This is a genomic window from Stenotrophomonas sp. CFBP8980 (assembly GCF_034046095.1).
Taxonomy (GTDB): Bacteria; Pseudomonadota; Gammaproteobacteria; order Xanthomonadales; family Xanthomonadaceae; genus Stenotrophomonas; species Stenotrophomonas lacuserhaii.
Map to the genome: position 1 here is coordinate 247,716 of NZ_JAXCXF010000004.1, position 19,820 is coordinate 267,535.

17 protein-coding genes are annotated in these 19,820 nt (G+C 67.7%); 1 reads left to right on the plus strand and 16 read right to left on the minus strand.

Annotated elements, in window-relative coordinates:
* Window position 1 precedes the first annotated feature (1 nt).
* The 12 genes from SOM47_RS11310 to glgA form a co-directional block, all read right to left on the minus strand.
* Window positions 2-325 (minus strand): thioredoxin family protein, encoded by a 324-nt coding sequence (locus SOM47_RS11310; protein WP_320505600.1) that lies wholly within the window; start codon window positions 323-325, stop codon window positions 2-4.
* A gap of 3 nt (window positions 326-328) precedes the next feature.
* Entirely contained in the window at window positions 329-748 is a 420-nt protein-coding gene (locus SOM47_RS11315; RefSeq protein WP_320505601.1) for a host attachment family protein, read from the minus strand.
* Window positions 749-887: 139 nt separating this feature from the next.
* On the minus strand, window positions 888-1,580 hold the full coding sequence (locus SOM47_RS11320) for a YjjG family noncanonical pyrimidine nucleotidase (protein ID WP_320505602.1): 693 nt from the start codon (window positions 1,578-1,580) through the stop codon (window positions 888-890).
* A 472-nt stretch (window positions 1,581-2,052) separates the two neighbouring features.
* The gene (locus SOM47_RS11325; protein WP_235306045.1) at window positions 2,053-4,050 is read right to left on the minus strand and encodes an HWE histidine kinase domain-containing protein; all 1,998 of its coding nucleotides are present in this window, start codon (window positions 4,048-4,050) and stop codon (window positions 2,053-2,055) included.
* Between the two features lie 7 nt (window positions 4,051-4,057).
* Window positions 4,058-4,459, minus strand: a complete 402-nt coding sequence (locus tag SOM47_RS11330) for a response regulator (protein ID WP_235306046.1) — start codon at window positions 4,457-4,459, stop codon at window positions 4,058-4,060.
* Window positions 4,460-4,622: 163 nt separating this feature from the next.
* Window positions 4,623-6,728 carry a glycogen debranching protein GlgX gene (glgX, locus tag SOM47_RS11335; RefSeq protein ID WP_320505603.1) on the minus strand — a complete coding sequence of 702 codons (2,106 nt, stop codon included), beginning with the start codon at window positions 6,726-6,728 and terminating at the stop codon, window positions 4,623-4,625.
* Window positions 6,715-6,894 carry a DUF2934 domain-containing protein gene (locus tag SOM47_RS11340; protein WP_042613570.1) on the minus strand — a complete coding sequence of 60 codons (180 nt, stop codon included), beginning with the start codon at window positions 6,892-6,894 and terminating at the stop codon, window positions 6,715-6,717. Before SOM47_RS11340 ends, glgX begins: the two co-directional genes overlap by 14 nt.
* Window positions 6,884-9,424 (minus strand): malto-oligosyltrehalose synthase, encoded by a 2,541-nt coding sequence (gene treY, locus SOM47_RS11345; protein WP_320505604.1) that lies wholly within the window; start codon window positions 9,422-9,424, stop codon window positions 6,884-6,886. Before treY ends, SOM47_RS11340 begins: the two co-directional genes overlap by 11 nt.
* Entirely contained in the window at window positions 9,421-11,298 is a 1,878-nt protein-coding gene (malQ, locus tag SOM47_RS11350; RefSeq protein ID WP_320505605.1) for a 4-alpha-glucanotransferase, read from the minus strand. The genes treY and malQ overlap by 4 nt, the downstream gene beginning before the upstream one ends.
* The gene (gene treZ, locus SOM47_RS11355; RefSeq protein WP_320505606.1) at window positions 11,295-13,034 is read right to left on the minus strand and encodes a malto-oligosyltrehalose trehalohydrolase; all 1,740 of its coding nucleotides are present in this window, start codon (window positions 13,032-13,034) and stop codon (window positions 11,295-11,297) included. Before treZ ends, malQ begins: the two co-directional genes overlap by 4 nt.
* Entirely contained in the window at window positions 13,031-15,268 is a 2,238-nt protein-coding gene (gene glgB, locus SOM47_RS11360; RefSeq protein ID WP_320505607.1) for a 1,4-alpha-glucan branching protein GlgB, read from the minus strand. Before glgB ends, treZ begins: the two co-directional genes overlap by 4 nt.
* Window positions 15,265-16,803, minus strand: coding sequence for a glycogen synthase GlgA (glgA, locus tag SOM47_RS11365; protein ID WP_414715793.1), 1,539 nt, complete (start codon window positions 16,801-16,803; stop codon window positions 15,265-15,267). Before glgA ends, glgB begins: the two co-directional genes overlap by 4 nt.
* Window positions 16,804-17,011: 208 nt before the next feature.
* Here glgA and SOM47_RS11370 point away from each other — a divergent pair, with 208 nt between their 5' ends.
* A complete protein-coding gene (locus SOM47_RS11370; protein ID WP_320505608.1) occupies window positions 17,012-17,206 on the plus strand; it encodes a hypothetical protein in 195 nt (64 codons plus the stop codon).
* Here SOM47_RS11370 and SOM47_RS11375 read toward each other — a convergent pair.
* From SOM47_RS11375 to SOM47_RS11390, 4 genes are read right to left on the minus strand one after another with little or no spacing between them, the layout of a single operon-like run.
* The gene (locus SOM47_RS11375; RefSeq protein WP_192083594.1) at window positions 17,182-17,892 is read right to left on the minus strand and encodes an ATP-binding cassette domain-containing protein; all 711 of its coding nucleotides are present in this window, start codon (window positions 17,890-17,892) and stop codon (window positions 17,182-17,184) included. The two genes, SOM47_RS11370 and SOM47_RS11375, sit on opposite strands and share 25 nt — an antisense overlap.
* Window positions 17,882-18,565, minus strand: coding sequence for a molybdate ABC transporter permease subunit (modB, locus tag SOM47_RS11380; protein ID WP_320505609.1), 684 nt, complete (start codon window positions 18,563-18,565; stop codon window positions 17,882-17,884). The genes SOM47_RS11375 and modB overlap by 11 nt, the downstream gene beginning before the upstream one ends.
* A 3-nt stretch (window positions 18,566-18,568) precedes the next feature.
* Window positions 18,569-19,312, minus strand: coding sequence for a molybdate ABC transporter substrate-binding protein (gene modA, locus SOM47_RS11385; RefSeq protein ID WP_320505610.1), 744 nt, complete (start codon window positions 19,310-19,312; stop codon window positions 18,569-18,571).
* Between the two features lie 14 nt (window positions 19,313-19,326).
* Entirely contained in the window at window positions 19,327-19,818 is a 492-nt protein-coding gene (locus tag SOM47_RS11390) for a molybdenum cofactor biosynthesis protein MoaE (RefSeq protein ID WP_042613578.1), read from the minus strand.
* Window positions 19,819-19,820 lie beyond the last annotated feature (2 nt).

Consider the following 19,820-nt stretch of genomic DNA (forward strand, 5'->3'; position numbering starts at 1 on the left):
GCTAGACCGCCATTGCATTCTGCAGCGGCGCGAGGTCCTGCTCGCGCAACGGGCGGACCACCCGCGCCACCTCCCGCCCGTCACGCAGCAGGACCAGCGTGGGCCACAGCTTCACCGCGAACGAGCGCCCAAGCGGGCGCCCTTTGCCATCCTCCACCCATGAATGCAGCAGCGCATGCCCCTGCACGAACGCCTGCACCACCGGCTTGGCGGCCTGGCAGTGACCGCACCATGTCGCACCGAACTCGAGCAGCAGCCAGCCTTCGCTGGCATCGACAGCCGATCGCAGTGGCTCCGGTTGCGGCGTTCCTGCAGGCGTTGTCATGGCTCAGCCCAAAGCGCGCTGGATGTCTTCCAGCGGTGCGTTGGTGAAATCCTTGGCCAGGTCACGCACCAGCCGCGATTGCACTTCTTTGTGCAACTGCGGACGGATCCGGCCAAGCGTCTGCGGATCGGCCACCAGCACCAGATGGGCGTAGCGGTTGTTCAGGGCATCATCGTTCAACTGCTCGGCCAGCTGCTTGGCGAACGTCGCCTCGTTGAGCTGGGCGATGCTCATGTCCTTGGGCACCGCACCGGAAGGACCCTGGCCGGAGACGCCGGCTTCGCTGACATCGCGCAGCACCAGTTCGTCCTGCTGCTTGAGCTTGAGCTCGGTCTTGCTGCCGACGTTGGTGAAAACGCGGGCCGAGCCGCCGTCAGCGACAACAATCAACGTGCCTTCGGGGATGGGAGCGTGCTCGGTCATGGTCGTTTCCTCTGTGTGGTGCGCTACGGCGTGAAGCCCCACCGTAGAGGCTGGGATGTAAGCGTGCTGCAATGCCGGCGTGTGCATGCCGTGCATCTTTGCGCAGAAGCAGGCGCAGCGCAGCGCCCGGCCGAGGCGCTCAGGCCACCCCAAGCACGGCGGGCAGGTCACTGAGCTTTTCAACCTGGCAGGTCGGCACGGCCTCTCCGGTGAGCGCAACAGCGCCCGGATTGAACCAGCAGCTGTCGATCCCGAAGCGGTTGGCACCCAGGATATCCGCTTCCAGCCGGTCACCGATGATGATCGTGCGGTGGGGTTCGAATGTGCCGGCCATGGCGGTGGCGTAAGCGAAGAAACGCACGTCCGGCTTGGCGTGGCCGCAGGCTTCGGACGTCGCCACGAAGCTGATCAGGTCGGCCAGCCCGGATACCGCTATGCGCCGGCTCTGCACCTGTTCGATGCCGTTGGTGATGACGCCGATCTCGCCGCGCGCCGCCAACGCTTCGCAGGCGGCGCGTGCACCGTGCACCAGCACCACCGTCTGCGGTAACCACTCCAGGTAGACATGGCCGGCGCGCGCCGGATCGGCGTCGATGGCATGCGCGGCGAACAGGCGCCGGAAGCGCTCGACCTTGAGGAAATCCTTGTCCACCCTTCCCTGCTCCAGTGCCTCCCACAGCGCACGGTTGCACTGCTGGTAGGTGGCATACAGCGGGTCCACCGCCGCTTCGACACCGAGGCTGGACAGCGTACGGGCGAATGAGAGCCGTTCGGAGGCGCGGAAATCCAGCAGCGTGTCGTCCAGGTCGAACAGGAAAAGACGGTGATCCATGGGCGGGGCAGCGTTGCAGGGGGAGTAAAGGCTAGCATTGCCGTCTCCCCCCGGCCCAGTAGCGCCGCCCGCTGGCCAACGAAAAACACCCCGCCGTTGCCGGCGGGGTGTCGCGCGTTGGGTGACCACGTGCGCTTGCGTGGATCAGGCGGCTTTGAGCACCTGATGATAATCGTCGTTATTGGCGATTATGGTTGTTGCGCCGATGACGTCGGTCGCCTCCCGGGCTGTCCACGCCGAATGCTCGCCACGTCGAAACCAATACAGCCCCTTCAGCTGGGAATTGGCCCCCCAATACCCAGGTGGTGGAGCTGGCGGGACTCGAACCCGCGTCCGCAACGCCTCCTCTTTGCTTCATACAGCCATACCCCGTTGCCAACGACTGCGTTCCGGGAACGCCCCGTGGCGGCGGCGCAGGGGCATTTGAGCAAGACAGGCGATGCGGCGCTTCAAGATTTCGCGCATCAGGGAATCAGGCCGTCCCGGCATGCACCAGGCGCGCAAGCGCGCGGGCGATCCCTGCCGGCGTAGCCGGCTTCTGCAGGCGCACGAAGCGACCCGCGTCGAGCGGGGCAGCCCCTTCGTCATAGCCGGTGACCACCACGAACGGCAGCCCAGCCCGTTGCAGGGCAGCGATGACTCCGGTCTCGGCACCCTGCCCGAGATTGATGTCGATCACCGCCGCATCCACCCCGCCGCCGTCCAGCCGCTGCAGCGCGGCCTGCACGGTCGAACACGGCCCCTGCACGACGGCGCCGGCGCTGCGCAGCGCAGTGGCGGTGTCATGGGCGAGATAGAAATCATCCTCCACCACCAGGACGCGATGGCCGGCGAGCAGCCCGGCATCTCCCAGGTCGACCGAACCGCCGGCAATGGCGGTGCCCTGCGGCGCATCCGTCTGCAGGATGCTGTCACGATGCCGCAACGGGAAGGAAATGCGTGCCTGGGTCCCCTCGGCAGCCACCTGCAGATGTCCCTCGCCTTCCAGCTCATACGGAATCCGGTCTTCGATCAGCGAGGTGCCGAAGCCGCGGCGGGCCGGCGGTTCCCAACCAGCCCGTGCAGCATGGGTCTCAATCCAGTGCAGGTCGACCCAACGCTGCTGCTGCGGGTCCTCGCGCACCTGCCAGCTGACCTCCAGCCTCCCGTTCGGATCGCGCAGGGCGCCATGCCGGAGCGCATTGGTAGCCAGTTCGTGGACGGCCAGCGACATCACCTCGGCAGCCTTGGGCGGCACCATCACGGTCGGTCCATCCAGCACGAACCGCTGCGCGCCGTAGGACGACGAAGACAGCTCGTCGTTGAGCAGGCCACACAGATCGATGCCAACGTTGCCGGCGCGGGTCAGCAGGGCCTGCGTGCGTGCCAGTGACATCACCCGGCCGGACAGGCGTTGCGCATAGTCTTCCACGCTGGTTGCCGATTCGCGGGTGCGCAGGGTGATCGAGCCGATGGTGGCCATGATGTTGCGTACCCGGTGCTGTAGTTCTGCCACCAGCACGGACTGATGTTCGGCCCAGCGTCGTTCCTCGGTGACATCGCGGGCGATGCCGGCAATCCGGCTGACCCGTCCCTGCTGGTCGAACAGGGGAAAAACGGTGTCACGGACCCAGCGAAACCGGCTGTCGTCCTCGCGCTGCACGCGGAACTCGTGGACGCGGGGCAGGCCATCGCGCACTCCGGTTACCGCATCGATGGCGGCCTGGCGATCATCGGGCACCACCCGCGCCGCCCAGCAGCGCAGCGCGCCTGACGCCTGCCCGGGGGGCAGCCCGTACACCGCGTCGAAGGCAGTGCTCAGCAGCTCGGTGTCCAGACTGTCGGCATCTCGGATCCACAGCGCGTCGGAAGAGGCGGCGGCGAACTGGCGGAACCGTTCCTCGTTGGCCTGCAACGAAGCGTTCGTGCGGCGCAGCTCACGTTCGGTGCGCTCGCGCTCCACCCGCGCCACGCGCTCGGCGGTGGTGTCGAACATGGTCACCAGCACGCCACCGATCGAGCCATCGCAGTCGCGCACCGGGCTGTAGGTGATGGTGAACCACACGTCCTGCAACCGTCCGTGCCTGTGCAGGGGATAGCATTTGTCGGAAAATGTCAGGGTCTTGCCCTGCCACACCTGTTCGTAGAGCGGTTCATTGATGTACCAGACTTCCGGCCAGCACTCCGACGTCGGCTGGCCCAGCCCGGCCGGGTGCTTATCCGCCATGATTTCAGCATACCCATCATTGTAGATCTGCAGCAGCTCGGGGCCCCACAGCACGATCATCGGAAAGCCGTGGGCAGTCATCAGGTCCACGCAGGCGCGCAGGTGCGGAGGCCAGTCGTCCATGCTCCCCAACGGTGACGCCGCCCAGTCATGGCCCTGGATGCACTCGCGCATCCCGCCGCGGACGGCCGTGGCCATCACCCCTGCATGATCGACCGCACGGCCGGGCTGCGGCGCAAGGCGCGGATCCAGATGGCTGGCCATGGGCAAGTCAGCTGCTGCCGGGCACGTGGCGTGCCTGCAGCGCCTGTTCCAGTGCCTGGGTCAGTGCTTCCAGCCGATAGGGCTTGCCGCAGCGCGGGGCATAGGCAAAGCGCTCAGGTACGTTGTCGTCGTAACCCGACGTCAGCACGAACGGAATGTTGCCGTCGCGCAGGCGGTCCGCCAGCGGATATACCAGCTCCCCGCCGAGATTGATGTCCAGCAGCGCGCCGTCCACCGGCTGCGTGTCCAGCAGAGCATCGAGCGCCTTCAGGTTTCCGGCAGGACCGACCACGTCGACGTCCTTCATCTGCAGATATTCCACCAGGAACATGGCGATGTTGTATTCGTCTTCGGCGACCAGTATCCGCTTGCCCGCCAGCCCGCCATTGTCCACGTTCGTCACCGTCACACACTGCCTCCAGGAGTAGCCCCGCCACATCGCGGCGGCATGAATACAGCACGATGATGGACGCAGTGCACCGCAACGGAACGTGACGGGAGGGTTTGTTGCGCTTTGACACCGTTGACGGGCAGGTGGCGCGTCCGCCGGATGCGCCACCTGCCCGCCGCCGTCAACTACTGCTGGCTGCCAGCAGGCACAGGCTGTGGCCGGGCAGTTCCCATTGCCCCTCGTCATCCTGGTGCAGTGGCAGCTCCGGCGTCTGCAGCAGCACCTTGCGGAAATCCATGCCTTCCAGGGCGACCCGATACACCTGCGGCGAGCCGCCGGTGTTGATCAGCAGCGCCAGGCTGACGTTGCGGCCGGACGCGTGCGCCGAGGCCGGACTGCGGCCGTCCAGCACGATGGTCAACGCCCTGCGCTCGCCGTCGTGCCAGTCGGCCTCCTGCATGCGGTGGCCTTCCGGCGTCAGCCAATGGATGTCGCCGCTCTGCTGCCCGGCGTCGCGCAGGAACCGGTTGCGCCGGAGCAGTCCATAGCGGCGGCGCAGCAGCAACAGGCGCCGCACGAACGCGGCCTGCGCCTGCGCAGCCGGCTGCTCGGCGCGCTCCCAGTCGATCCAGGCCAGCTCGTTGTCCTGGCAGTACACGTTGTTGTTGCCGTGCTGGGTGTGGCCGAACTCATCGCCCGCCAACAGCATCGGGGTGCCCTGCGAGAGCAGCAGCGTGGCGAGCAGGTTGCGCATCTGCTGCGCGCGCAGGGCCAGGATCGGGGGGTCGTCGGTCTCGCCTTCCACGCCATGGTTGCTGGACAGGTTGTGGCCGTGCCCGTCGCGTCCGTCTTCTCCGTTGGCCAGGTTGTGCTTGTGCTGGTAGCTCACCAGGTCGTGCAACGTGAATCCATCATGGGCCGTGATGAAGTTGATGCTCGCCGAGGGGCGGCGCCCATGATGGTCGAACAGGTCGGCCGACCCGGTGAAGCGTGCGGCGAAACCGGGAAGCTGGCCGCCGTCACCCCGCCACAACGCGCGGCTGGTGTCGCGGAAACGATCGTTCCACTCGGCCCAGCCCGGCGCGAACGCACCCAGCTGGTAACCGCCCGGGCCGATGTCCCACGGCTCGGCGATCAGCTTGACCTGGCTCAGCACGGGATCCTGGCGCACCGCGTCGAGGAAACTGCAGGACGGATCAAAGCCATGCTTCTCGCGCCCGAGGATCGTGGCAAGGTCGAAGCGGAATCCGTCAACGCGCATTTCGGTCACCCAGTAGCGCAGCGAATCCATCACCATGCGCAGCGCACCGGCATTGGTGAGGTCAAACGTATTGCCGGTTCCAGTGTCGTTGATGTAGTAACGCCGGTCATCGCCCAGCCGGTAATAGCTGGTGTTGTCGATCCCCTTGAAAGAGAGCGTCGGGCCCAGTTCGTTGCCTTCGGCGGTGTGGTTGTAGACCACATCCAGGATCACCTCCAGCCCGGCATGGTGCATGCGTGCCACCATCTGCTTGAACTCCGCCACCGTGCCCTGCGACAGGTAACGCGGATGCGGTGCGAAGAAACCGATCGAGTTGTAGCCCCAGTAGTTGCGCAGGCCCTGCTCCAGCAGGTACTGGTCATCAATGAAGGCATGCACCGGCAGCAGTTCCACTGCAGTCACGCCCAGGTGCGTGAGGTGATCGACCAGCGCATCGTGGCGCAGCGCCGAGAACGTGCCTCGCTCGTCCTGCGGCACCGACGGGTGGCGCATGGTGAGTCCGCGCACGTGTGCTTCGTAGATCACCGTGCGGTCCCAGGGGGTGGCGGGCGCGCGTTCATTGCCCCAGCTGAACGCGGGGTCCACCACCGCGCAGCGCGGCATGTAGGCGGCGCTGTCACGCCGGTCGAAACTCAGGTCGCGGTCGCGGTGGCCAATGGTGTAACCGAACAGGTGGGGAGCCCACTTGAGCTCGCCGACGATCTGCTTGGCATACGGGTCGAGCAGCAGCTTGTTCGGGTTGAAACGATGGCCCGCGTCCGGCGCATAGGGCCCGTGCACCCGGTAGCCATAGCGCTGGCCAGGACGGGCATCGGGCAGGTAGCCGTGCCAGATTTCGTCGGTGTACTCGGGCAACGCGATGCGTTCCTTCTCACGCCCGCGGGCATCGAACAGGCACAGCTCCACCTTGGTGGCATGCCGCGAGTACAGTGCGAAATTGACGCCCAGTCCGTCCCAGCTTGCACCCAGCGGATACGGCAGGCCCTCGCGCACGCGCGAGGTCTGTGTCCATTTACGAAGCGCCAACGGCTGCCTCCTCCGGTTGCTTGCCATGGGCGGCTTCGATATCGGCCAGCACCAGGCGTTCGGCCATCTGCCAGTGGCGTAGCTGTTGCCCGTCCGGGCGCCCTTCGGCCTCCCATATCTGGTGGGCCAGCGCGGCCGTACGCCGTTTGCGTTCCTCAGCGTCCATCATCTTCTCCGTTGTCCAATACCCATATCGCCAGCGGCGCCCCGTCCAGCAACGCATCTGCCTCGATGTCATCCCCGCCCTCGCGGCGTCGCGCGTCCAGCAGGCTGCGCCAGTGGCCCACTGGAAGGCCGACGCGACCGCGCTCGCTATCCTCCTGGCGCAGCAGCGTGCCCGGCGCCAGCGGCGTCTCCAGCCGGGCCGTCGTGTCGAGCATCAGCAGCAGCTGGTCGTCACCGAGCTGGCGCGACAGTACCCACGCGCCGGCGGTGGCAGACAGCAGCGTCAGCGAGCCATCGATGAACAAGGACGGCACCGCAGCGCGATGACGGAGCAGGGTCGCCAGCAGCAGCGCCTTGGCACTGCCCCCGCTCCAGTGCTCCTGCAGGGCCTGCCGCCAGTCCGGCGGCGAGCCGAGCCATGCGCGCCGCTGCAGGTAGTCGACCTCGCGTCGGTTGTCCGGATCCACCAGGCTGGTATCCCAGCCTTCGTTGCCCTGGTACAGATCGGGCACCCCGGGGCAGCACAGCTGCAACGCCAGCTGGACCAGCCCCAGCCGCGCGGCGTGCGGTGCGATGGCGTGCACGAACGCGTCAAGTGCCGAGCGCAACGGCGCCGCCTGGGGGCTGCTGCCCAGCCATGCCAGCCAGTCCGATGCGCCCTGCTCGAGCGCGCGGTCCGGATCGCTCCAGCTGCTCACCTGCTTGCCTTCGCGCAGGGCCTTCTGCAACCAGCCGTCGACGCGGCCGATGAAGCCGGCATCCACCCGCTCGGCCTGCAGCGGCCAGCTTGCCAGCAGCGTCTGCCACAGCATCAGGGTCTCTGCGCCCGGCAGCGGACAGGGGCGACCGACCTGCATGGCGAGCTCGTTCCAGTGCGCCAACTGGGCTGACCAGTGCGCCAGGTTGCAACTCACCGTGGCCAGACGACAACGCGCGTCCGGACCGCGCTTGTGGTCGTGCGTGGCCACTGCCAGCAACGCGCGCGGCCACTGCTGCGCGCGTTGCCGTGCCCGCAGCAGGAACTCCTCCAGCGGCAGATGCAGCCTGCCTGGATCACTGCCGACCTCGTTGCGCGACAGCAGCCGCCCGTAGCGATAGAACGCGGTGTCTTCGACCGCCTTGGCATTCAGCGGTGCGGTCAGCTGTTCGAACCGGGTCAGCATGGCGGGAATCCCGTGCAACCAGACACACAGCTGCTCGAGCGCGGCGCGGTCACCTTCCCCCAGCTGGGCGGCGGCGGCGTCGGCGGCACGCGCCAGCCACGTCTGGTCGGCTGCCGAGCGCAGCCCATGCGTGCGGTAGACCGGAAAATGCTGCAACAGCGCCCGCAGGGCCCGTTCCAGCATGCCGCCGGTGATGTCGGCCGCTGCGGGATTGGCCAGCCGCTGGGCATCAAGCCGCCGCAGCAGCCGGTCGAAGTCGCAGCGCAGCGAACCCTGCAGCATCTGCAGGCGCGCCTGCTGCTGATGCTGGTCGAAGCTGCGGGCGTCGCCGCTGGCTGAGTGCCAGAGCGCGTGCAGGGCAGGTCCGGCTTCGCTGTCGTGCAGCAGCGCCCCGACCTGGTCCATGAAGTCGTAGCCGGTGGTTCCGTCGCAGGCCCAGTCGGCGGGTAGCGCCTCGTCATCGGCCAGGATCTTCTCCACGTGCAGGGTGATCGCCTCGGCGGGGCGACCTGAGGCGGTGGCAGCCTGATCCAGGCCGCTGCGCAGCCGACCCAGATACCCCTGCGGATCAGCCAACCCATCCACATGGTCCACACGCAGGCCATCGACATGGCCCTCGGCGACAAGACGCAGCGGCAATGCGTGGACGGCGTCGAAGACCTCCGGCAGCTCCATCCGCAGCGCGACCAGGCCGTCGATGTCGAAGAAACGCCGATAGTTGGTATGGTCGGCGCCGGTACGCCACCAGCCCAGGCGATACGCCTGCCGCTGCAGCACATCCTGCATGCGTTGCGGGCTGCGCAGGCAACGCGCGATCCACGCAGGCCAGCTGTCGGCCTGCGCCGGATAGCTCAGCGGCGACAGCGGCAGTTCCAGATCGTGGTGGCGCAGGCAGGGCCCTTCTGCACCGAGGTCCAGATGCAGCGCGCCGTCCGCCAGGGCGGCAGCCAACGGCCTGTCCAGCACGGCCAGCCACAGCCTGCCGTCGCATTCCGGGGCGTCCCAATCGATGTCGAACCAACCTGCGTGTGCGCTGCGCCGGCCATTGCGCAGCACATCGTTCCACCACGGATTGGCAGGATGCACCGCCATGTGGTTGGGCACGATGTCCAGCAGGATACCCATCCCATGCTGGCGGGCGGCATCGGACAGTCGGAGGAAGCCTTGCTCACCGCCCAGCTCCAGGCTGATGCGGGTGGGGTCGACGTTGTCATAGCCGTGCGTCGAACCCGGCACGGCGCTGGCAATCGGGGACAGGTAAAGGTGGCTGATGCCGAGCCGGGCGAAGTAGTCGACCTGGGCAGCCGCCGCATCGAAATCGAAGCCGGCGTGCAGTTGCAGGCGAACGGTGGCGCGCAGCGTCGTCATGCAGCGGCTCCCTGCCTGCGCTGCGCAGCGAAGGCCGCCAGCCGTCCTTCGATCGCCGCGGCATCACCGTGCGGCGCCATCCGACGGCACCAGTTGGGATGTGCTTGCACGGTGCCCGGCAGGTTCGGCTGTTCGATGCTTGCCGTGGCATCTTCCAGCGGCAGCAGGGCCAGTACGGACGGTGCGCGCGCGGTGAGTGCCAGCGCATCGCGCTGCAGGTCTCCGCTGTCCACGCCTTCGGCCTGCACAAGTGCAGCCAGCTGCTGGACCTCGGCCTGGCGTTGTAGCGCTTGCGCCTGGTCGGCGTCGTCGTCGTTCCAGCCCAGCTGTCTGCGCCACTGCAGGTCGCGGCCCTGCAGCCAGCCTGCCACCGGCGGCAGATCATGGGTGGAGGACATCGCCACGGCCGATTTCCGCCACTGCGCGGTGGGCAGGAAGCCCTGCTCATCGCGGTTGAAGGCGAGCACTTCCATGCCCAGCACGCCGCGCGCGGCGAGCGCATCACGGATGCCCGGTGGTACCACACCCAGGTCTTCGCCGATCACCACGCAGTGGTTGCGCCAGGACTCAAGCACCAGCAGGTTGAGCAGGTCATCGAAGGGGTAGCGCAGATAGATGCCCTGCCCGGCACCCGCGCCGCGCGGCAGCACCCACAACCGCAGCAGGCCCAGGATGTGGTCGATGCGGACGCCCCCGCGTTGGGCCATTACCGCACGCAGCAGGGTGATGAATGGCGCGTAGCCCTGGGCGCGCAGCGCGCCCGGTGCATAGCCTGTGATCCCCCAGGCCTGGCCATGCGGATTGAAGGCATCCGGTGGCGCGCCGAGTTCCAGGCCTTGCAGCACGGCATCTGCGTTGTCCTGCGCCTCGACACCGGCCGGATCGAATCCCACCGCAAGGTCGGCGATCAGGCCGATCGCCATGCCGTCCTGGCGCGCGTCGTGCTGCAACTGCCGCCAGCTGGCCTGCGCCAGCCACTGGCCAAACGCCTGCAGAGACGCCGGGCTGCGCGACAACGCCGCGGTCTGGGCAGCCCATGAGGCCAACGGCGCACCCCCAGCTGCCAGTTCGGATTCGATCTGGCGCCACCGTTCGGGACGATGGGTCTGCAGCCAGGCCGGCAACCTGCCGATCCACTGCCACTTGGCAGCGGCCGCGTCAGCCCAGCGGATTTGCCCATCGGCTTCGTGCGCGGCCAGCCGCGCATCCAGTTCCGCATCCGCTGCGCGTACCGCCGCGGCGGCTTCGGGAAGCTGTTGGAGAGGGGCGCCGTGCAGCGGTTCAAGCCAGCGCCGGTCGCTTGGCGAATACGGGCTGAAGCCGCTGCCGATCGGCATGCTGGCGTGGATCGGCGAAAGCGCGATCGCCGTGGCGCCGTGCGCGCGCAGTCGCGGAATCCATCCCGCGATGCCACCGCTGTCACCGATCCCGCCGTCCCCGGTTCCGGGCACGCTGTAGACCTGTGCGGCGACACCCCAGTGACGGCAACCGGTGCCTGGTACGGGAAACCAGCTGCGCTGCGGTGCTACTGCCACAGCCTGCAGGCGCGTGCCCTGCGCCCAGTGCCAATAGCCAGGCGTCGGGGGCGCCTGCCACTGCCCTGCCCCTGTCTGCCGCGCCGGTTGCGCTGTGCCGTCTTCTGCAATCCAGTGGGCGTCGCCGCTGCCCGCCCCGGGCACCGACAGGGTCTGTCCGACCACGCAGGTCAGCAGGGGCGGGGCGGCGCCTGCGGCACGGGCACTGTCTGCCAGCGACCTCAGCACCGCGTCGACCACGTCCGGTGCGACCTCCCGCTCGACGCCCGCCACGTCGGTCCAACGGACCTGCAGGCCGGCCTCTGCCGCGCGTAGCAGCAGCGCGTCCTCGCTGCTCATCGCGGTACCCAATGCACGCACACGCTGCCTGCGGCGATCTGCCCGGGCGCTGCGTCCTGTTGTTGCCACACCAGCGTCCCGTCGGGAAGTTCGTGCCCCAGCGCCGCGTCGCCGACGTTCAGCGCGATCCACCATTGGCCATCGGGGAGCTGCCAGCCCGCCTGTACGGCAGCGGGTCCCAGCACGCGGGCGCCCAGCGGGCGCGCATGCGCAAGCCCGGGCTGCAGATAGCGGCGGCGCAATGACAGCAGCGTGGTGAACACGGCAAGATGAGCAGCGGCCTGGGCATCGTCGGCCGCCGGCAGGGCAACACGGGACGCCTCGAAGGTGGAGCGTGCATTGGGATCGGGAATCCGCTGCCGCTGGGCCGCGTCGGCGAATGCCGCGAACCCGGCGAACTCGCGCCGCCGGCCTTCGCGCACCGCTTCGTCCAGCGGCGGCAGGTAATCGGTGAAGAACAGGAACGGTTGCCTGGCCTGCCACGGTTCACCCATGAACAGCAGCGGCACCATCGGTACCAGCAGGACCAGCGCCAGCGCGGCACGTGCGTGATGGTCAGGCACCAGCGAAACCAGTCGCTCGCCCAGCGCCCGGTTACCTATCTGGTCATGATTCTGGGCGAAAATCACGAAATGCTGGGGGGCCACGTCAGCGCTCGGCTCGCCGCGCAGCTCGCCCTTGTGGTTGCGCTCGCCCTGCCAGGCGAAGCCTTCCGAAAGCGCCCGCGCAAGCAACTGCGGGGCGCGCCCGGCATAGTCCGCGTAGTAGCCTTCCGACTCACCGGTGAGCATCACATGCAGTGCGTTGTGCAGGTCGTCATTCCACTGCCCCTGGTACCCCTGGCGCAGCCAGGAGGCCTGGTTGCGTTCGTTTTCAAGTACCAGATGCACGTGCGGCCGGTCGGCGCAGCCGGCGCGGATGGCCTGCAGCAGCTCACCGAGGAACGCGTTCGGGGTGATCGCCTGCACCGCATCCAGCCGCAGGCCGTCAAAGCGATATTCCTGCAGCCACATCAGCGCGTTGTCGACGAAGAAGCGCTTGACCTGGGGCTGGTTGAAGTCGATGGCCTCACCCCAGGGCGTCGGCGCCTGGTCGTTGAAGAACGCCGAAGCATAGCTGGCCAACAGGTTTCCCTGCGGACCGAAATGGTTGTAGACCACGTCCAGCAGCACCGCCATGCCCTGCGCATGGGCGGCGTCGACCAACCCCTTCAGCTCATCCGGATGCCCATACGCTTCGGCCGGTGCATAGGGGAACACACCGTCATAGCCCCAGTTGCGTCGGCCGGGGAACTGCGCCACCGGCATCAGCTCCAACGCGGTGATGCCCATCGACGCCAGCGCAGGCAGCTGTGCCTTCAGGCCAGCAATGCCCCCGCTGCACCCCAGGTGCACCTCGTAGATGACCAGTTCCTGCCACGGCCGGCCTTCCCAGCGCGCCTGCCACGCATGGCCATCATCGGGCAGCAGCGCGCTGGCGCCTTCCACGCCGTGTGGCTGCCAGCGCGAGGCAGGATCAGGCACCTGCGCCTGGCCGTCGATCAGGAACCGGTAGGGTGTCCCGCTGCTGCCGGTGGCCTCCGCGCGGAAGCAACCGTCCTCGCCCGGCGACATCGCGCGTACTTCGCCATCCAGCACCAGCGCCACCTCACGTGCGTCGGGCGCCCACAGGCAGAAGCGGTAACGGCCGTCGCCAAGGGGCCATGCACCCAGTCGCTCCCTTACCGCTGCCGTCATGCATCCACCTGCAGGTAGAGCGTGGCCAGCGGCGGCAGGGTCAGCTGCAGCGAATGCGGCTGACCGTGCATCGCCTGCGGCTCGGTTGCCAGCGCGCCGCCGTTGCCGACGTTGCTGCCGGCGTAGAACATGCTGTCGCTGTTGAGGATCTCCCGCCATCGCCCCGCGCGCGGAACGCCGACGCGGTAGCCATGGCGGGGTAGCGGAGTCAGGTTGCTGACCACCAGCAAGGGCGGTGTCAGGCCTTGGGGATCGTGGCGCACGAAGGCGAACACGCTGTTGGCATGGTCATCGCCGATGCTCCATTCAAAGGTGCGCTCATCCTGCTCGTCACGGTGCAGCGCCGGATGCCCGCGCAGCAGCTGGTTCAGGTCACCCACCAACCGCGCAAGGCCCTGGTTGAGCGGGCGTGCGGCCTGCTCCCAGTCGAGCGCTTCGCCGTGGTTCCACTCGTGGCTCTGTCCGAACTCGCCGCCCATGAACAGCAGTTTGCTGCCCGGGTGCGCCCACATCAGCGCGTAATAGGCGCGCAGGTTGGCGAAGCGCTGCCAGTCATCGCCCGGCATCCGCGCCAGCAGGGCCCCTTTACCGTGCACCACCTCATCGTGGGACAGCGGCAGCACGTAGCGTTCAGAGAACGCATACACCAGGCCGAAGGTCATCTCGCTGTGGTGATGCTGGCGGTGCACGGGATCATGCTGCATGTAACGCAGCGAATCGTGCATCCAGCCCATGTTCCATTTATGGGTGAACCCCAGACCACCCTGCTCCACCGGGGCGGTGACGCCGGGCCAGGCGGTGGACTCTTCGGCGATCACCATCACCTGCGGGAAACGCTCGCGCAGCGTGGCGTTCATCTGTTTCAGGAAGGCCACCGCCTGCAGGTTCTCACGCCCGCCGTGCTCGTTGGGCACCCACTCCCCGTCATTGCGGCTGTAATCGCGATACAGCATTGAAGCCACCGCGTCCACGCGCAGGCCGTCGATGTGGAAACGCTCGACCCATTCCAGCGCGCTGCCGATCAGGTAGGCCGCTACTTCGTTGCGACCGTAGTTGTAGATCAGGGTGTGCCAGTCCTGGTGGAAGCCTTCCCGCGGGTCGGCGTGCTCATACAGCGCGGTGCCGTCGAAGCGCTCCAGGCCGTGCGCGTCGTTGGGGAAATGCGCGCTCACCCAATCGACGATGACGCCGATTCCTGCCAGGTGGCAGCGTTCCACGAAGCGCGCGAAATCATCCGGCGTGCCGTGGCGCGCGGTCGGCGCGTAGATACCCAGCGGCTGGTAGCCCCACGAACCGCCGAAGGGATGTTCGCTCACGGGCAACAGTTCGATGTGGGTGAAGCCAAGTGCCTGGACGTGCGGAATCAGCCGGTCGCCCAGCGCGTTCCAGTCCAGCTCGTGACCTTCTCCGTCGCGCTGCCAGGAACCGGCGTGCACCTCATAGATCGACAACGGCGCGTCCGAACAAGCGCTGCGTTGCTGCATCCACTGGCTGTCCTGCCACTCGCGCTGTGCCGCGGGGGCAACCCGCGAGGCGGTGGCCGGAGGCAGCTCGGCCCAGCGCGCCATGGGGTCGGCCTTGTCGGCGAGCACCACGCCATCTGCCCCGGTAATGCGGAACTTGTAGCGCGCACCGGCGGCGATGGCGGGCAGGAACAGTTCCCAGACGCCCGCATCGTGACGCAGGCGCATGGGATGTCGACGGCCATCCCAGCTGTTGAACTCCCCCACCACGGCGACCCGCCGCGCGTTAGGCGCCCAGACCGCGAACCGCACCCCGTCGACGCCGTCGACCTGCATCGGAACCGCTCCCAGCGCGCGCATGGCTTCGCCATCCCCCGCGCGCACGCCATCCAGTACGTCATCGGGCAGCACGGGCCAGAAGCCGTAAGGATCGTCCAGCCGCTGCTCGCCGTCGGGCCAGGTGATGCGCAGGCTGGCCCGGCCAGGGCCGGCGACGGCAAGCTGGAACAGGCCATCGCACGTTGCGGCCGCCGCCATGGCCCGCTCTGTGGGCTCGCCGGGCAACCGGGCATGGACGGCCAGCGCACCGGGCAGCAGCGTCCTCAGCAGGTATCCGCCGTTGCCGTCGCCGTGCACGCCCAGCCAGGCGAAGGGATCGGCCGGTTCACCCCGCGACAGCGCCTGCAGCGCGGCCGGAAGCGTTTCTGTCACCGTCGCTTGGACAGGTTCCTGTGCGATGGCGGACTCCTGCACGCGCTCACCCTCCATCATGCAGCCACCCGTGCCTGCCGATACAGGTCAAGGTACTGCCGCCCGGCGATATCCCAGCCACTGGGCCGCAGCATCGCCGCACGCTGCATCGAACGCAGCAGGCTGGGCATGCGGAAGGTGCGCAATGCGCGCTCAACGCAGCGGCGCATGACGTTGGCGGTTGGCTCGTGGAACAGGAACCCGGTCACCCCGTCGTCCACGGTGTCCACCAGTCCACCGGTGGCGTGGGCGATGGGCAGGCAGCCAAAACGCTGCGCATACATCTGGCTGAGCCCACATGGCTCGAAGCGCGAGGGCATCAGCAGGAAATCCGCACCGGCGAACATCTGGCGCGCCAGCTGTTCGTCAAAACCGATCCAGGCGCCGACCTGCCCCGGGAAGCGCCGCGCAAGAGCGCGCACCTGCTCTTCAACCTGCGGCTCGCCGCCGCCGATGACCACCAGCTGGCCACCGGCGGCGATGATCTGCGGCGCGACGTCGCAGGTGATGTCCAGCCCCTTCTGGTGCACCAGCCGGCTGACCACCGCGAACAACGGACCGTCACTGTCGCGCAGGCCGAACGCCTGCCGCACGCTCGCCGCATTGGCGGCGCGACCGGCACACTGCTGCACGCTGAAGTGCGCGCTCAGGTGCGCATCCGAACGCGGATCCCAGCTTGCATCGATGCCGTTGACGATGCCGCTCAGGTGCCCGCGCGCGGCGCGCCGCGCCAAAAGCGCATCCAGCCCGCAGCCATCGGCCGGCGCGGTGATCTGCTCGGCGTAGTGCAGGCTCACCGTGTTCAAGCGCGTGGCATTGACGATGCCGGCCTGCAGGAAGGACATGTGTCCGAAGAAATGCATTTCCTCCAGGTGTTCGGCCGGGATGCCCAGCGCCTCTGCAAGCGCGTACGGGAACAGACCCTGGTAAGCCAGGTTGTGGATGGTCAACAACGTGGCCACCTCCGTGCCGTCCCAGCGCACGTAGGCAGCGGCCAGCGCGGTGGGCCAGTCGTTCAGGTGCAGCAGCCCCGGGGCCCAGTCCATGCCGGTGCGGCCAGCGGCGATTTCCGCCGCTGCATGTGAAAGCGTCGCGAAACGGATCGCGTTGTCTTTCCATTCCTTGCCTGCGGCGTCAACGTAGGGAGACCCTTCGCGGTCGAACAATGGGCCGTTCAACAGGACATAGATCGGCAGCCCGTCGGTCTGCAGTGCACGCCCGATGCGGCAGGCAGGCAGGTGACCCCGCGGCGCCACGCTGCCGACCACTTCGATCGAACGCAGGCGTGAAAGGACTTCCGGATAGCCGGGAATCAGCACCCTGACATCACAGGCGCTGCGCAATGCGCGCGGCAACGAGGCGGCGACATCCCCCAGGCCGCCGGCCTTGATGAAGTCCGCCATCTCCGACACCACGAAAAGCACCGGCTCGCCGCGGTCTACCGAGGCCAGGGTGGGAACGAACCGGCCGCGCGCATCGCGCCGGCGCAGGCGCTGGCTCGCCTTGCGCGCGACAGGTGACGGCGACGGACGACTGAATGGGGCAATGGTGTTCATCAGGTAGCTCGAAGGGCGTGCAGAATGGCGTGCCCAGCCGCCAGGAGGCAGCGGGGCATAAAGGGAAAGTCGGCGCGGGCGTGGGGGACGCTGGCGAAGCTCTTGCAGTGAATCTAAACCTGCGATCAATCAAACCTTCGTGAAATCGCTGCGTTGTCTTTGTGACATCGCGTGATGTGTGACGAACATCGCCGCATGAGCTGAGCGTATGCACCGCTTCAGCGGCCAGTACCGCCACGTGCCGCGTGCCGACAGCGCCGCAGTGCGCAGCAATGCAGCCGCGCATGGATTGGCTGAAGATTTCAGATTCGCGCGTCGTGGGCACCGCGCCGCAGTCCATGTGCGCGCCGATTTCCGCGAACCGCGCGACCCCGCGCGCTACGAGGCTGGCGGCTCAGCGTGACGGCATTGAACGCGTTCGTCGGGTACTGCCGCACGGCCGTCAAGCAGATGCAGTACCTGCTCGCCGAACACGGCCACATCCTCTGGATCATGGCTTATCAGCAACAGCGGCATGCCGGCCTGGTCGAGCACGGCCTGCAGCTCGATACGCAGGTGCGCACGCAGATCGTGGTCCAATGCAGCGAAGGGTTCATCCAGCAACAGCGCACGCGGACGCGTCACCAACGCCCTGGCAAGTGCGACGCGCTGCCGCTGTCCGCCTGAAACCTGCGAGGGCAGCAGCTCACCCAAGCGGTCGATGCGCAGCACGCGCAGCCAGTGCTCGACCTCGGCGTGGCGACTGCCACGCCGTGCGTTCCACCATCCGCGCTGCACGCCGAAGGCCACGTTCTGCCGCACGGTGAGATGCGGGAACAGCGCGTAATCCTGGAACACGTAACCCAGCCGGCGAGCGCGTGCGGGCACGCAGATCCCGGCATCAGAATCGAACAGCACCTGGCCGTCGAGCACGATGCGACCGGCATCGGGGGTGAGCAACCCGGCGATTGCTTTCAGGGTAAGGCTCTTGCCTGCCCCGGAGGGACCGAACAGCACCACGCGACGCTGCGTGCACTGCAGGTGCACCTGCAGCCGGAAATGTTCACCCGAGGCATGCAGGTGGCGCTGGATATCCGCGTCAAGCCACATCGCGTACCTCCCTGCGCCGTCCGCCGACGAGCCGGGCCGCGACCAGCAGCACCACGATGCACACCGCCGAGGTCAGCAGCACCAGCGCATTGGCGCGTCCATCCTGGCCCGCCTGCACCGCTTCGTAGATGGCGATGGACAAGGTCTGGGTGCGCCCGGGAATGCTGCCCGCCACCATCAGCGTTGCACCGAATTCCCCCATCGCGCGGGCGAACGCCAGCAACAGGCCGGCCAGGATGCCGCGCCAGGCCAGCGGCAGCGTGATGCGGAAGAAAACCGCCGCTTCGCTGGCGCCCAGCGTGCGCCCCGCCTGCTCCAGTTGCCCGTCCACGCCTTCGAAGGCCGCACGGGCCGGCTTGAACACCAGCGGCAAGGAAGCCACCGCCGCCGCGATCACGGCCGCCTGCCAGGTGAATACCAGGTTGATGCCGAAGCTGGACTGCAGCCAGCCCCCGAGCGGACCATTGCGACCGATCAGCACCAGCAGGTAGTAGCCGAGCACGGTCGGCGGCAGCACCATCGGCAGGGTCAGCAGTGTGTCCAGCAGTTCGCGCCCGGGGAAGCGGCGACGCGCCAGCAACCAGCCCAGCGCCACACCCAGCACGAGGTTGATCGCGGTGGCCCATCCGGCCACTTTCAGGGACAACCCGAGTGCGCTCCAGTCCAGGTCCATCGATCAGGGCGCGCTGAAGCCATGCCGGCGCAGGATCGCCTGGCCTGCTGCCGACTGCACGAAGGCGACGAAGCGCTGCGCTTCGCTCGCCCTGCCGCTGTGCGAGGCCACCGCCAGCGGATAGGTGATGCCGGCGCTGACCGGTACCTGGAACGCACGTTTGACACGGCCGGGCATCGCCTGCGCGTCGGTGGCATAGACGAAACCCGCGTCCACCTCGCCGCGCGCCACGTAATCCAAGGACTGGCGCACGTTCTGGGTGGTGATCGTCTTGCGCTGCACGGCCGTCCACAGTGCGGCGGACTGCAGCGCAGCGTGTGCATAACGGCCCACCGGCACGCTGTCCGGGTTGCCGATGGCTACCCGCGTCACTTCGGGTTGCGCAAGGGACTGCAACGAGGTCAGGGGCCGGCGGCTGTCCGGCGGCACGATCACCCACAGCGCGTTGCGCGCGAATACCCGGCGGGTGGCCGGGTCCACGTGGCCCCCCTTCACCGCCTGGTCCATGGTCGCTTCATCGGCCGAGGCCAGCACGTCCACCGGGGCACCGCGTGCGATCTGCTGCAGCAGCACGCCGGAGGCGGCGAAGTTCAGGTCGATCCGGGTGCCGGGATGGGCCTTCTGGTAGGCGGTTGCGATGTCGCGGAAGCTCTCGGTCAGGCTCGAGGCGGCTGATACGGTCAGTTCCGCCGCACCTGCCACCGGCGCAGCGGCGAGCAGCAGGAAGGCGGCGATCCAGGATTTCATCTGGCAGGCCTCTTTCATGCTGCGGGGGGCGACGAGGCGGGGCCGACATCATCGGCAGCGTGGCACAGCGAACAGCCTTCGCTCCAGACACTGTCGCCGTCCTGGTAGTGCTCCTGTTTCCAGATCGGACTGCGGTGCTTGACCGCTTCGATCAGCGCGCGGCAGGCCTTGAAGGCCTCGTCGCGGTGCGGTGTTCCGGCGGCCACCACCACGGCCGTATCGCCCACCGCCAGGCGGCCCTTGGCATGCGCCACGTAGAGTTTCACCCGCGGCCCGAACTGCCCGCGCACCTCGCCGACCAGCCTTTCGAACTCGGCCATCACCAATGGATCGAACAGGTCATAGGTGATGCCCAGCACGGCGCGTCCCTGATTGAGGTCGCGCACCTTGCCGATGAACACATCGATGCCGCCGAAGCCGGGATCAGACACGAAGGCGATCGCCTCTGCCGCATCGATGGCCGCGCTGGCGCGGTCGACGATCAGCCACTGGTCCTGCTCTGCCATGC

What these genes read in the sequence shown, in the direction of transcription:
- SOM47_RS11310 (WP_320505600.1), bottom strand. Translation starts at nt 325, where the DNA reads ATGACAACGCCTGCAGGAACGCCGCAACCGGAGCCACTGCGATCGGCT.
- SOM47_RS11315 (WP_320505601.1), bottom strand. Translation starts at nt 748, where the DNA reads ATGACCGAGCACGCTCCCATCCCCGAAGGCACGTTGATTGTTGTCGCT.
- SOM47_RS11320 (WP_320505602.1), bottom strand. Translation starts at nt 1,580, where the DNA reads ATGGATCACCGTCTTTTCCTGTTCGACCTGGACGACACGCTGCTGGAT.
- SOM47_RS11325 (WP_235306045.1), bottom strand. Translation starts at nt 4,050, where the DNA reads ATGGCCAGCCATCTGGATCCGCGCCTTGCGCCGCAGCCCGGCCGTGCG.
- SOM47_RS11340 (WP_042613570.1), bottom strand. Translation starts at nt 6,894, where the DNA reads ATGGACGCTGAGGAACGCAAACGGCGTACGGCCGCGCTGGCCCACCAG.
- treY (WP_320505604.1), bottom strand. Translation starts at nt 9,424, where the DNA reads ATGACGACGCTGCGCGCCACCGTTCGCCTGCAACTGCACGCCGGCTTC.
- malQ (WP_320505605.1), bottom strand. Translation starts at nt 11,298, where the DNA reads ATGAGCAGCGAGGACGCGCTGCTGCTACGCGCGGCAGAGGCCGGCCTG.
- treZ (WP_320505606.1), bottom strand. Translation starts at nt 13,034, where the DNA reads ATGACGGCAGCGGTAAGGGAGCGACTGGGTGCATGGCCCCTTGGCGAC.
- glgB (WP_320505607.1), bottom strand. Translation starts at nt 15,268, where the DNA reads ATGATGGAGGGTGAGCGCGTGCAGGAGTCCGCCATCGCACAGGAACCT.
- glgA (WP_414715793.1), bottom strand. Translation starts at nt 16,803, where the DNA reads ATGAACACCATTGCCCCATTCAGTCGTCCGTCGCCGTCACCTGTCGCG.
- SOM47_RS11370 (WP_320505608.1), top strand. Translation starts at nt 17,012, where the DNA reads ATGCACCGCTTCAGCGGCCAGTACCGCCACGTGCCGCGTGCCGACAGC.
- SOM47_RS11375 (WP_192083594.1), bottom strand. Translation starts at nt 17,892, where the DNA reads ATGTGGCTTGACGCGGATATCCAGCGCCACCTGCATGCCTCGGGTGAA.
- modB (WP_320505609.1), bottom strand. Translation starts at nt 18,565, where the DNA reads ATGGACCTGGACTGGAGCGCACTCGGGTTGTCCCTGAAAGTGGCCGGA.
- modA (WP_320505610.1), bottom strand. Translation starts at nt 19,312, where the DNA reads ATGAAATCCTGGATCGCCGCCTTCCTGCTGCTCGCCGCTGCGCCGGTG.
- SOM47_RS11390 (WP_042613578.1), bottom strand. Translation starts at nt 19,818, where the DNA reads ATGGCAGAGCAGGACCAGTGGCTGATCGTCGACCGCGCCAGCGCGGCC.